General features: G+C 69.9%; 13 protein-coding genes. 8 read left to right on the forward strand and 5 right to left on the reverse strand.

The features are described from left to right. The first annotated feature begins 117 nt into the window (after positions 1 to 117). The 4 genes from Pmi06nite_RS06420 to Pmi06nite_RS06435 are packed head-to-tail and all read left to right on the forward strand — an operon-like array spanning position 118 to position 2,922. The gene (locus Pmi06nite_RS06420; RefSeq protein ID WP_203951928.1) at positions 118 to 501 is read left to right on the forward strand and encodes a DUF3052 family protein; all 384 of its coding nucleotides are present in this window, start codon (positions 118 to 120) and stop codon (positions 499 to 501) included. Positions 502 to 523: 22 nt separating this feature from the next. Further along, on the forward strand, positions 524 to 1,327 hold the full coding sequence (locus Pmi06nite_RS06425; RefSeq protein WP_239113713.1) for an ABC transporter permease: 804 nt from the start codon (positions 524 to 526) through the stop codon (positions 1,325 to 1,327). Positions 1,328 to 1,332: 5 nt separating this feature from the next. Then, positions 1,333 to 2,121 carry an ABC transporter permease gene (locus Pmi06nite_RS06430; RefSeq protein ID WP_203951929.1) on the forward strand — a complete coding sequence of 263 codons (789 nt, stop codon included), beginning with the start codon at positions 1,333 to 1,335 and terminating at the stop codon, positions 2,119 to 2,121. Beyond that, positions 2,122 to 2,922, forward strand: coding sequence for an ABC transporter ATP-binding protein (locus tag Pmi06nite_RS06435; protein ID WP_203951930.1), 801 nt, complete (start codon positions 2,122 to 2,124; stop codon positions 2,920 to 2,922). Here the strand turns inward: Pmi06nite_RS06435 and Pmi06nite_RS06440 are convergent. Next, positions 2,852 to 3,322, reverse strand: a complete 471-nt coding sequence (locus tag Pmi06nite_RS06440; RefSeq protein ID WP_203951931.1) for a hypothetical protein — start codon at positions 3,320 to 3,322, stop codon at positions 2,852 to 2,854. The two genes, Pmi06nite_RS06435 and Pmi06nite_RS06440, sit on opposite strands and share 71 nt — an antisense overlap. Before the next feature lie 173 nt (positions 3,323 to 3,495). Here Pmi06nite_RS06440 and Pmi06nite_RS06445 point away from each other — a divergent pair, with 173 nt between their 5' ends. Continuing rightward, positions 3,496 to 4,923 (forward strand): pyridoxal phosphate-dependent decarboxylase family protein, encoded by a 1,428-nt coding sequence (locus Pmi06nite_RS06445; protein ID WP_203951932.1) that lies wholly within the window; start codon positions 3,496 to 3,498, stop codon positions 4,921 to 4,923. Between the two features lie 33 nt (positions 4,924 to 4,956). On the opposite strand, the gene folP is transcribed toward Pmi06nite_RS06445, so the two are convergent. Both folP and Pmi06nite_RS06455 read right to left on the reverse strand, forming a co-directional pair. Then, the gene (folP, locus tag Pmi06nite_RS06450; RefSeq protein WP_203951933.1) at positions 4,957 to 5,802 is read right to left on the reverse strand and encodes a dihydropteroate synthase; all 846 of its coding nucleotides are present in this window, start codon (positions 5,800 to 5,802) and stop codon (positions 4,957 to 4,959) included. Between the two features lie 83 nt (positions 5,803 to 5,885). Beyond that, positions 5,886 to 6,755: a LysR family transcriptional regulator gene (locus Pmi06nite_RS06455; RefSeq protein WP_203951934.1), complete on the reverse strand. Its 870-nt coding sequence runs from the start codon at positions 6,753 to 6,755 to the stop codon at positions 5,886 to 5,888. A 422-nt stretch (positions 6,756 to 7,177) separates the two neighbouring features. Here Pmi06nite_RS06455 and Pmi06nite_RS06460 point away from each other — a divergent pair, with 422 nt between their 5' ends. After that, positions 7,178 to 8,569 (forward strand): LCP family protein, encoded by a 1,392-nt coding sequence (locus tag Pmi06nite_RS06460; protein ID WP_239113714.1) that lies wholly within the window; start codon positions 7,178 to 7,180, stop codon positions 8,567 to 8,569. Between the two features lie 69 nt (positions 8,570 to 8,638). Further along, positions 8,639 to 9,211: a P-loop nucleotide/nucleoside kinase family protein gene (locus Pmi06nite_RS06465; protein WP_203951936.1), complete on the forward strand. Its 573-nt coding sequence runs from the start codon at positions 8,639 to 8,641 to the stop codon at positions 9,209 to 9,211. Here the strand turns inward: Pmi06nite_RS06465 and rpsD are convergent. Further along, positions 9,208 to 9,822, reverse strand: coding sequence for a 30S ribosomal protein S4 (gene rpsD / locus Pmi06nite_RS06470; RefSeq protein ID WP_203951937.1), 615 nt, complete (start codon positions 9,820 to 9,822; stop codon positions 9,208 to 9,210). The genes Pmi06nite_RS06465 and rpsD overlap by 4 nt on opposite strands. Positions 9,823 to 9,900: 78 nt before the next feature. Between rpsD and Pmi06nite_RS06475 the strand changes: the two genes are divergently transcribed. Then, positions 9,901 to 10,677, forward strand: coding sequence for a DUF2470 domain-containing protein (locus Pmi06nite_RS06475; RefSeq protein ID WP_203951938.1), 777 nt, complete (start codon positions 9,901 to 9,903; stop codon positions 10,675 to 10,677). Between the two features lie 71 nt (positions 10,678 to 10,748). Here the strand turns inward: Pmi06nite_RS06475 and Pmi06nite_RS06480 are convergent. Beyond that, positions 10,749 to 11,722, reverse strand: a 974-nt coding sequence (locus Pmi06nite_RS06480) for an ROK family protein (RefSeq protein ID WP_203951939.1), incomplete at its 5' end; no start/stop codon positions are given.

Raw genomic sequence — 11,722 nt, forward strand, 5'->3', positions numbered from 1 at the left:
AAACCTCCCAAAAGGGACATACCCGGCTAGGCAATCGTTCTACCGGTTGGTACGTTTCACCTGCCTTACAGAGTTGTTACGGTCCAGTAACGTTCACAGTCTGAGGATCCCCCCGATATGAGTAGATATGCCGGACTACCGCTGGTGAGGAAGCTCGGCATCAAGCCAGGTCACCGCGTCCGGCTCGTCGGAACCTCGCCCGACCCGCCGGAGTTGGGCATCGAGGGCGACGACGGCCCCGAGCCGTACGACGTGATCCTGCTCTTCTGCCGCGACGAGGCGGCGTTGCGGCGGGGGTTCCAAGCGGCGGTGGAGACGCTCGCGCGCGACGGCGGGCTGTGGGTCTGCTGGCCGAAGAAGTCGAGCGGGGTGGAGACCGACCTGTCCGACGACAGGGTCAGGACCTTCGGACTCGGCCAGGGCCTGGTCGACAACAAGGTCTGCGCCGTGGACGCCGTCTGGTCGGGGCTGCGTTTCGTCTATCGCCTGGCCGACCGATGATTTACGATCGCGTGGTCTCCACGTGGGGAGGTGCTCCACCTTCGCCCTGTATCTGCGGCTGGTCTGGTACGGCTTCCGCAAACACGCGGCCTACCGGGCCGCGGCGGTCGCCGGAGCGTTCACCAACACCGTCTTCGGGGTCCTCCGCGCATACGTCCTGATCGCGTTGTGGACCGCCCGGCCCGGCCTCGGCGGATACGACCTGACCGACGCCGTCACCTTCTCCTTCCTCAGCCAGGCGTACATCGGCCCGATGCAGGTCTTCGGCGGCGGCCTGGACATACCGCAGCGGATCCGCAGCGGCGACATCGCCCTCGACCTGGTCCGCCCGGCCTCCCTCCAGTTGTGGAACCTGTCGGAGGACCTGGGCCGTGCCGCCTGCCTGTTCCTCATCCGGAGCGTCGTGCCCGTCGTCGCCGGCGCGCTGCTGTTCGGCATCCTGCTCCCGGACGACGTGGTGACCTGGGCCGCCTTCCTGACCAGCTTCGTGCTCGGCGTCGTCGTCAGCTTCGGCTGGCGCTACCTGGTGGCGGTCGCGACGTGCTGGGTGATCGACGATCGCGGGCTCTCGGTGATGTCGATGATCCTCACCACGTTCTTCAGCGGACTGATGGTGCCGCTGGTGATCTTCCCCGGCGGGCTGGGCACGCTCGCCCGGGCGTTGCCGTGGGCGGCGATGGTCCAGGTGCCCACCGACGTCTACCTCGGCAAGACCTCCCTCGTCGACGCCCTGGCCTTCCAGGTCTCGTGGGCGGTCGTCCTGCTCGGCGCCGGAGCCGCGGTCACGGCCGCGGCCCGCCGGAAGGTGGTGATCCAGGGGGGATGATCGTCATGGTCAGGACTTACGTGCTTCTCGTCTGGACGTGGACCCGCGCGGCCGCCCAGTATCCGCTGTCCTTCACGCTCATGACCCTCGGAGGCATGGTCCTCGGCGGTCTGGACGTCGCCGTGATCTGGGTCATCTTCACCAACACGACCACGCTCGGCGGCTTCGGCCTCAGCGAGGTCATGTTCCTGTACGGCGCGGCCTGCCTGTCCTTCGCGACGGCCGACCTGCTGTTCGGCAACGTCGACCGGATCAGCCAGCACATCAGGGCGGGCACGTTCGACACCATGCTCATCCGGCCGGTGAGCCCGTTCGTGCAGATGGCCACCGACCGGTTCGTCCCGTACCGGGCCGGCCGGGTGGTCCAGGGCGCCGTGATCCTCGCGATCGCACTGTCGCATCTGGACGTCCCCGGGGACCGGGTGTGGATGATCCCGGTGATGGTCCTGTCCGGGATCGTGATCTTCACGGCGGTCTGGGTGCTGGGCAGCGCGGTCCAGTTCCTGCTCACCGACGCGCCTGACCTGACGAACTCCCTCACGAGCGGCGGTGCGACGCTCACCCAGTACCCCCTGAGCGTCTACAGCGCCGACCTCGTCCGCGGTGTCACGTTCGTGTTGCCACTGGCGTTCGTGAACTGGCAGCCGGGGCTCTACGTGCTCGGCCGGGAGGATCCGTCCGGCCTGCCGTACTGGCTGCGTTTCCTCTCACCGGCCGCCGCCGCGGCGATGGCGCTCGTCGCGGCCCTCGCGTGGCGGACCGGGATCCGCCACTACCGATCGACGGGGAGCTAGATGATCGAGGTCGACCGCCTGGGGCGGACGTTCAAGGTGCGCGGCACGGTGACGCACGCCGTCCAGGACCTGTCCTTCGGCATCGAGGCCGGGGAGTTCGTCGGCTGTCTTGGCCCGAACGGAGCGGGGAAGTCGACGACGATCAAGATGCTCACGGGCATCCTCGCGCCCACCTCCGGCCGCCTGCGGGTGGCGGGGCTCGACCCCTCACGCCGCCGCACGGCTCTCGCACGCGAGATCGGCGTGGTCTTCGGCCAGCGGACGACGTTGTGGTGGGACCTGCCGCTCAAGGACAGTTTCGAACTGGTCCGGCTCCTTTACAAAGTAGATCGCGGAGTGTTCCGCAGGAGACTGGACGAGCTGTGCGCGCTCCTCGACATCGGCGACTTCCTCACCACTCCGGTGCGGCAACTCAGCCTCGGGCAGCGGATGCAGGGCGACATCACCGCGGCGCTGCTCCACGACCCGCCGATCCTGATCCTCGACGAACCCACCATCGGGCTCGACGTCGTCAGCAAGGCGGGGGTGCGGGACTTCCTGCGGCGGCTCAACGCCGAGAACGGGACGACCATCCTGCTCACGACCCACGACCTGGGCGACATCGAGCGCCTGTGCCGCAGGGTGATGCTCATCGACCACGGCCGGCTGGCCTTCGACGGCACGGTCGCCGGCCTGCGGGCGATCGTGCCAGGCGAGGACTCCATCGAAGAGGTCGTCACCCACCTCTACCTCAGTAGCCGACGGTCTCCTCGTACTCCTCCTCCTCGTCCCGCACAGGACCCGCCCAGCGTGACGGCATGAGCACGGGCACGAACAGGGCCACACCGAGCATGCCGAACACCCCGGTGGACAACAGGCTCAGCATGCCCCGGCCCGCCTGGGCGAGATCCAACTGGAGGCCGGAGCCGGTGGGAGCGAGCCCTGCGGCCCGGGAGACGTCGAGGACGTAGACCACGGTCCAGGCCAGCAGCACGAGGGACGGGATGAACGTGGCCAGTGGAGAGACCCTGCCGACCAGCACGAGGCCCAGGAGCAGCCCCACCACCGCCATCACGCCGATGGCGATCAGCATCCGTGTGTCCTTGGCCGGATCGAGGTTCTGGGCCGCGCCCCGGACCACCTCCTGCGACGCCCAGCCACCGCCGAGAAGAACGGCCGCGGCGACGACGACGCCCAGCAGCAGCCCGAAAAAGTGCCGCATGCACACCACCTAGTCAGAGGTTCGCGGCCACCATAGCGACAAAGCGTCACAAAGAGCACCCCACTTGAAGAGTTAGGTCAGACCGGTTTCAACCCACAGGTCTGCCGAGGAGAAGGACCCTTCGCCGGGCCGGGTGACTCCCGTTAGCATCCTCGTGACGCGAGGAGATCGACATGCTTCCCGAGCACGGCAGGACCGCGCAGGACCTGCTCGCCGAACTGTCCGCACTGAAGGCGGCCGACCTTCCGGTCCGCGGCGGCAAGGTGACGGCGTACGTCTACGACACGGGACGGCCGGAGGTCCACGAGACCGCCCACCGGGCCTACGCCGAGATGCTCGAGGTCAACATGCTCGATCCGACGGCGTTCCCCAGCATGGTCGCGATCGAGAAGCAGGTCGTCGGCGCGGTCGCGGAGCTCCTCGGGCGGCCGGAGGCGCCGGGGATCTTCACCAGCGGCGGCACCGAGTCGATCATGCTGGCGGTGAAGGCGGCCCGCGACTCCGGCCCCGGCGGCGGAGAGATCGTCCTGCCGGTCACCGCCCACCCCGCGTTCCACAAGGCGGCCCACTACCTCGGCCTCGACGTGGTCACCGTCCCGGTCGACCCGGTCACCTTCAAGGTCTCCGCCGAGGCGGTCGACGCGGCGATCACCGGCAGAACCGTCCTCGTGGTGGCCTCGGCGCCCTCCTACCCCCAGGGCGTGATCGACCCGATCGAGGAGATCGCCGCGCTGGCCTCGGCGAGGGGCGTGCTCTGCCACGTGGACGCCTGCGTGGGCGGCTGGCTGCTCCCCTGGCTCCGGGAGGCGGGGGCCGCCGTCCCGCCGTTCGACCTGAGCGTGCCCGGCGTGACGTCGATCTCGTGCGACCTGCACAAGTTCGGCTACGCCCCGAAGGGCGCCTCGGTGCTGCTGTTCCGGGACGCCGAGTTGCGCAGGAAGGCCTACTTCGCCTCCGCGGCGTGGCCGGGCTACACGATCATCAACGCGACCGTGCAGAGCTCGCGGTCGGCCGGCCCGCTCGGCGGCGCGTGGGGCACGCTCCAGGCCCTCGGCACGCAGGGCTACCGGGAGCTGGGCCGTACGACCCTGGAGGCTACCCGGCGGCTCGTCAAGGGCGTCGGCGCGATCCCGGGCCTGCGCGTGCTCGGCGAGCCGGAGTCGTCGCTGGTCGCCATCGCCGGGACCCCCGAGGTCGACGTCTTCGTGGTCTCCGACGAGGCCAGGAGGCTCGGCTGGTTCCTCCAGCCCCAGCTCTCGTACGCGGGGATCCCCGCCAACCTGCACATCACCGTCACCGGCGTCACCCTGTCGGGCGTCGACGCCCTGCTCGAGGTCATCGCCGCCGCCACCGAGGCCGCCCGGGCCAAGGGGCCGGCCGTGGTCCCCGACGGTCTTCCCGAGCTGATCGCCGGGCTCGACCTCGACGCCCTCGACGACGCCACCTTCGCCGAACTCGCCGCGTCCGTCGGCATCGACCTGCGCGGCTCCGGCGGCGCCGGGCAACCCGAGATGGCTGTGGTGAACGCGGTGCTCGACGCGCTGCCCGCCGCGACCCGTGAGGCGATCCTGGTCCGCTTCCTGTCCGTCATGTACTCCTGACGCCCGGCCCGCCTCCACCGGAGCGGACCGGCCTCACCCGTCCCTGAGCCTGGCCACGGCGGCGAGGGCGGCGCGTGCGCCGGCCGCGTCGTGGACGCGGAAGACCCGGGCGCCCTGCACCGCCGACACGGCGAGGGTCGCCAGCGTTCCCTCATGCCGCCGCTCGACGGGCAGGCCGCCCAGCGTCTCCCCCACGAAGTCCTTGTTGGAGACGGCCACCAGGACGGGCCAGCCCGTCGCGACCAGTTCTCCGAGCCGCCGGGTGACCTCCAGCGAGTGCCAGGTGTTCTTGCCGAAGTCGTGGGCGGGGTCGATGAGCACGGCGTCCCGGCGAACCCCCAGGGAGACCGCCCGCTCGGCCAGGGCGGTGGTGTAGCCGATCACGTCGGCCACGATGTCGGCGTAGCCGATCCGGTGCGGCCGGGTCCGCGGCTCCACCCGGCCGGCGTGGGCGCACACGAGGCCGATGCCGTACGCCCCGGCGACCTCGGCCAGCCCGGGATCGACCCCGCCCCAGGTGTCGTTCAGCAGGTCGGCCCCGGCGTCCGCGACCACCTTGGCCACCTCGGACCGCCAGGTGTCGACACTGATGATCACATCCGGATGGCGCTCCCTGACGGCCGCGACCACGCCCGCGACCCGGTCGATCTCCTCCGCCGGGTCGACGACGTCGCCGGGACCGGCCTTCACACCGCCGATGTCGACGATGTCGGCGCCCTCGTCGATCAGGCGCGTGGCCGCGTCCACGGCGGCGGTGAAGCCGAAGGTCGCCCCCCTGTCGTAGAAGGAGTCGGGTGTCCGGTTGACGACGGCCATGACGGCGAATTCGCCCGGCCCGAACGTGCGGCCCCGAAGACGCAGAGCAGACGGAGTAGACATCGTGGCCAGACTACTCGGCGCCGTCCGCCTCGGCCGCCCGCGCGATCCGGGATGTTGGAACGCTCCAACAATGCTGCCGGCGATCAGGCGGCGGAGCCGCCTTCCGCCAGGGTCAGGAAGTCCTGCGCCACCGTGGTCAGCCGCTTGCGGACATGGACCACAGCGATGATCTTCTTGAGCTGGGGATCGAGGGAGCGGACCACCAGTCCCGTGCGGGCCGCCTGGTCGGCCATGCCGCGGTACCACAACAAGGACGCCTTGCCGTCCCGGACGGCACGCAGCCAGCCGCCGCGCTCGTCCGTCTCCACCGCGGGGATGGGGCGCACGCCGTAGGTCGCGAAGATGTGGTCGAACTCCCGCCGCCGGGGGCTTCCCGGTGCGGGCAGGACCAGCCGGAGGCCGTTCAGCCGTGCCAGCGGGACGGGATTCGGCAGATCCGCGCCGGGAGGCGAGATCAGCACGATCTCCTGGCGTTCGACCGGATGGCTGACGAGATCGGTCGGCACCGGGAGGTCGGTCAGGCCGAGGTCGGCGCGCTGCTCGCGGACGGCGCTCACCACGGCCTCGCGGCCCTCGCATCTCACGATGTGCACCCGGACGTCCGGATGCTCGGCCACATAGGCGGGCAGCAGGCGCCCCGCGAGACCGGGTTCCAGACTGGGGGTCGAGGCGACCCGGAGCTCCGAACCCGACGACGGCGTGTTCGTCGCCAGCGCCTCGATCTCATGGACGGCGTCGAGCGCCTCCCGCGCGAGCTTGACCACGCGGCGACCGTGCGCCGTCACCACCACACCCCTGCCCGAGCGCGCGAAGAGCGTCATTCCGAGCTCCCGCTCAAGGTCTCGTATCGCGCGGGAAAGGGCGGGCTGGGCGATGTAAAGCGATCTTGCGGCATCGGTCATGGTGCGGTGCTCCGCGGTGGCGACGACATAACGGAGCTGCTGCAGATTCATACGAAAAACGCTAGGGCAGACGAGCCCGGCGATTCCGGAACATCGCAGAGATCACCTCGGATGATTACGCATTGTGCCCGGTTGTTGCTACATCCGTGACGGATGGGAAATCAGTGACTTTTGTCGTACATTCACCGCACTTGGGCGAGGTGTCACCGAGCGGCGTGATCGAAGATCCGCACATCCGTTCCTTCTTCCCAAAACGCAGGATGCGGCCTCTTTTTCATAACTATCGATAGAGAGGAAGAATAACGCCGGACTTGTCCGAATTTATGGCTACAATCCCGTGCCAAGCTTTTACGGGAGGGGAGCCAGTGGTGAGTCAAGCCTCACGGGGGACGGCTGACAAGTCCGGAGGCAAGCGGCGACCACGCCCTGCCGGCGGGGGGCCCCGTTTCGGGCGCCCGGTGACGACGGGTTCCTTGATCGGGTGGACGGCCCTTTCCGCGGTGATCCCCGGAGCGGCGCACCTGAGAGCGGGCAGGCGGACCACCGGGTTCATCCTGCTCGGCGTCTTCGGCGCCGCGCTCGCGGGCCTGGTCGTCTTCGGCCTGCAACTCACGCAGAACGCGGGCGCCGCGCTCAGGGACAGCACGCTCAACGCCGTCATGATCGGCGCGGGCGTGTGCGCGCTCGCCTGGTTCGCGCTGATCCTGTTCTCGTTCATGGCGCTCCGCCCCGACCGTCTGCCCCGGGGCGGCCAGGTGGTGGCGGGCATCATGGTGGGCGTCCTGTGCCTCGCGGTGACGGCCCCCTTCGCCTTCACCGTCAGCACAGTCAAGACCGCGAACGACCTCCTCGACGCCGTCACCGCGCCAGAGATCGACTCACCCGGCGTGACCGCGTCCCCCGTCAGGGCCGAGGACCCGTGGAACGGGCGCAAGCGGGTGAACTTCCTGCTGCTCGGCGGTGACGCGGCGGGCAACAGGATCGGCGTGCGGACCGACTCCATGACCGTCGCGAGCGTCGACATCGCCAGTGGCAACACCGTCCTGATCAGCCTCCCGCGCAACCTGCAGTACGTGCGCTTCCCCCCGTCGAGCCCGCTCCACAAGCAGTTCCCCAACGGTTTCGACGCCGAGGGCCAGGGCCTGCTCAACTCGGTCTGGTACTACGCGGACAACAACCCCCAGATCATGGGCGGAAAGAACCGCGGCGCCCAGGCGCTGCGCGACGCGATCGGCTACACGCTCGGCCTGCACATCGACTACTACGCGATCGTCGACATGTTCGGCTTCGCGGCGCTGATCGACGCCGTCGGCGGACTGAAGATCAGGGTCGAGCGTGACATCAAGTGGGGCGGGCACTTCGGCACCGCCGGCACGATCAAGGCGGGGTATCGGCAACTCGACGGCGAGCAGGTGCTCTGGTACGGCCGGTCCCGCGTGGACAGCGACGACTACTCCCGGATGGCCCGTCAGCGCTGTGTGATCGGGGCGATGGCGCAGCAGATCACTCCGGCCACCTTCCTCGCCAACTTCACCAAGATCGCGGCGGCCGCCCGTCACATGTTCCGCACCGACATCCCCCGCGACCTGCTGGAGCACCTGGTCCCCCTCGGCCTGAAGGTGAAGGGCGCCAAGATCACCAGCCTGCAGTTCGTGCCCCCGCTGATCTACACCGGCGATCCGGACTGGAAGAAGATCCGTACTCTCACCAGTCAGGCGATCAAGGATTCGACGGCCGGCACGGGAACCGTCGCCGCCAACGCGACATCGACGCCCACGCCGACGAAGACCAAGTCGAAGTCTCACGAGACGCCCACCCCGAACAAGGACGGGGCCAAGACTCTCGACGAGTTGTGCGGCTTCTAGGCTCGCGGTTCGGTGTGCCCGCCCCGGCGCGGGCACGATGAGATGAGCGGACGGAATCGGGGAGGCGGGATGGCGGCACCCGTGTGGGTCGTGTCGGGGCCGCCCGGCTCAGGTAAGTCGACGGTCTGCTCGATCCTCCTGAGCCGGCTCCTCCCCGTGCCCGCGCTCCTGGACAAGGACACCGTCTACGGCGGATTCGTCGAGGCCACGCTCGCGAGCCACGACCGGCCGCCGGGCGAGCGTGAGGGCGCGTGGTACGACGAGCACGTCAAGCGGCACGAATACGCCGGGCTGACCGCGACGGCCACGGAGATCCGCTCACACGGCTGCCCGGTCATGCTCAGCGGGCCGTTCACCGGCCAGGTCCACGACGCCGCGCGCTGGCGCGAATGGACGGCGGAACTGGGCGGCCCCGACATCCATCTCATCTGGATCCGCTCCGACGGCCCCACCCTGCGCGAGCGGCTCGAAAGGCGGAGTTCGCCGAGGGACGGCGGCAAGCTCGACCGGTTCGACGACTACCTGCGGGCGATCCGCGTGGACGAACCGCCCGTCGTGCCGTACATCGAGGTCGACAACCGGCTCGGCGCCCCGGCGATCGAGGACCAGCTCGGTGACCTGCCGCCCCACAGACCCGGCTAGCGCGAATAGTGCTCGACGACGAGTTGCTCGTCGACGGGGACCACGATGTGTTCGCGCGTGGGACGCTCGACCAGGGTGAAACGCAGTTCCCCGTGGTCGACCGAGAGGTACGGAGCGATGCGGTCGTCGGCGTAGACGCCCTCGGCTGCGGCGACGAACGGCTGCATCGCGCGGGACCTGGCACGGACGCCCACGACCTGGCCCGGCTTGACGAGGTAGCTCGGGATGTCGACCTTACGGCCGTCCACCGTGATGTGACCGTGGTTGACGTACTGCCGGGCGGCGTAGATGGACGGGGCGAGCCCGGCCCGCAGCACGAGCGAGGCGAGCCGGGTCTCGAGGATGACCAGCAGCTCCTCCCCGGACCGGCCCGGCCTGCGCGCCGCCAGGTCCCAGTACCGGCGCAGCTGCCTCTCCGAGACGTCGTAGTACCAGCGCAGCTTCTGCTTCTCCAGCAGGCGCATGCCGTAGTCGCCGGTGGTGCGCCGGTTGGTCTTGCGGCCGTGCTCTCCAGGCGGGTACGGCCGGGCCTCGAAGTACTTGACCGCCTTGCGGGTCAACGGGACGCCCGCCCGGCGCGACAACCGCACCTTCGGCCCTGTGTAACGCATGTACTCCGCCTTCCCAAGTTAGGTAATCCTTACTAAGGTAAGACTAACCTAATCGATTGACGGCACTCAAGGAGAGTCATGCAGCACCCCGTCGCGGCTCCCCCGATCCCCGAGCGGGTCAGGACCCTCGCCGCCATGGCCGCTCCGACCCACGTGTCCATCGCCGGGACCGACCTCCCCGCCTGCCCGGCCCGCGGCGGCGTCGACGCGCAGGGCCGGCCCGTGCTGCTGGTCAAACCCGGCGAAGCCCTGTACGGCTCCGCCCCGGAGACCGTGGTGACCGTCGACCTCGTGGCCGTGCGCGCCGTGGACGGCGAGGAGAAGGCCCGCGGCCTGCTGAAGGTGCGGGGGTGGACCCAGGCGGTGCCCGAGGACGAAGGGCGCGAAACGGCGATCGCGATCGCCGAGAGCTGCCCGGACGAGGACCTGTTCGCGGCGCTGGAGGGCGGCGCGCCGCGCCTCGTGCGCGTCGACGTGGCCCACGTCGTGTACCTGACCGGGCAGGAGTCCGGACTGCTCGACGCCGACGAGTACCTGGACGCCCGGCCCGACCCCTTCGTGCACGCGGCCGAGCGCATGATCGGCCACATCAACGCGGCGCACCGCGAGCAGCTGAGTCTGGCACTCGGGCTCCTGATGGGAGAGCCCGCCACCGGCGCGTGGCTCTGGGAACTCGACCGCTACGGCGCCACGATCAAGTCGGACGGGTCCGCCGAGGGCCCCGGTGAGGACCGGTTCATCCGCCTGCCCTGGCCGATCCCCGCGGCCAGTCCGCAAGCCCTCGAGTACGCCTTGCGCTGCCTGTTGTTCCCCCATCCACACGACCACGCGCGGGACCACGCGAACGAGCGCTGACAGAGGGCGCCGGAGACCAGTGATGGGCGACGGGCCGGACGTTCGGCCGGTCGGCGCATCGCTCCGGCCGGTCAGCCGGTCGCCGCGTCCACCGCGTCGGCCGACAGGACATGGTCGAGGACCATGAGCGCGCACCCGGTCAGGCCCGCGCCGGGGCCGAGGGTGCTGCGCTCGATCCTGAGGCTGCGGGTCGCGAGCTGGGTCGAGCGCTGGTAGATGACCTCGCGGACGCCCGACACCAGCGGCTGGAACATCTCCGCGATGTCACCCCCGAGCACCACGACGGCCGGGTTGAGCAGGTTCACCGCCCCGGAGATCACCTCGCCCAGCCACCGCCCGGCCTGCCGTACGACCGCCATGGTCTCGGCGTCGCCCGCGCGGACCAGTGCGGTCACGTCGGCCAGCGTGAGGACCTCGCGGCCCTTGGCGCGGAGGTCACGCAGGATGGCGGTGCCGCTGGCCACCGAGTCGACGCAGTCGAGGTTGCCGCAACGGCACAACACTCCCCCGCCGTCCCTGACCGGGATGTGGCCGATCTCGCCGGCCGCGCCCAGCGCGCCGCGCAGGATGCTTCCCCCGGAGATGACCCCGGCGCCGATCCGGGTCGAGACCTTCACGAAGAGCAGGTCGTCGAGTTCGGAGGCGTAGACCACGCGGTGCTCCCCCATCGCGATGACGTTCACGTCGTTGTCGACGAGCACCGGCACCGGGAACCGCTCGGCGATGATCGGCGGGATGACCACACCGGTCCAGCTCGCCATCACCCGGGCGCTCTCGGTCCGCCCGGCGGCGAACTCCACGGTCGCCGGCACGCCGAGGCCGACTCCGACGACGGGCGCCTGCCTGTCGAGCAGCTTCGTCCAGGTGTCCATGAGCAGCGGCAGCACGACGTCGGGCCCCTCCTCGACGTCGATGTCGAGATCGGTGCGCACCAGCACGTCGCCCGCGAGGTCGCAGATCGCGATCTGGGTACGGCTCGCGCCGAGTGAGGCCACCGGAACCACGCCGCCCGCCGCGTTGAAGCGCAACCGGACCGGCGGGCGGC

This window comes from Planotetraspora mira (assembly GCF_016863275.1).
In the GTDB taxonomy this organism is placed as follows: domain Bacteria; phylum Actinomycetota; class Actinomycetes; order Streptosporangiales; family Streptosporangiaceae; genus Planotetraspora; species Planotetraspora mira.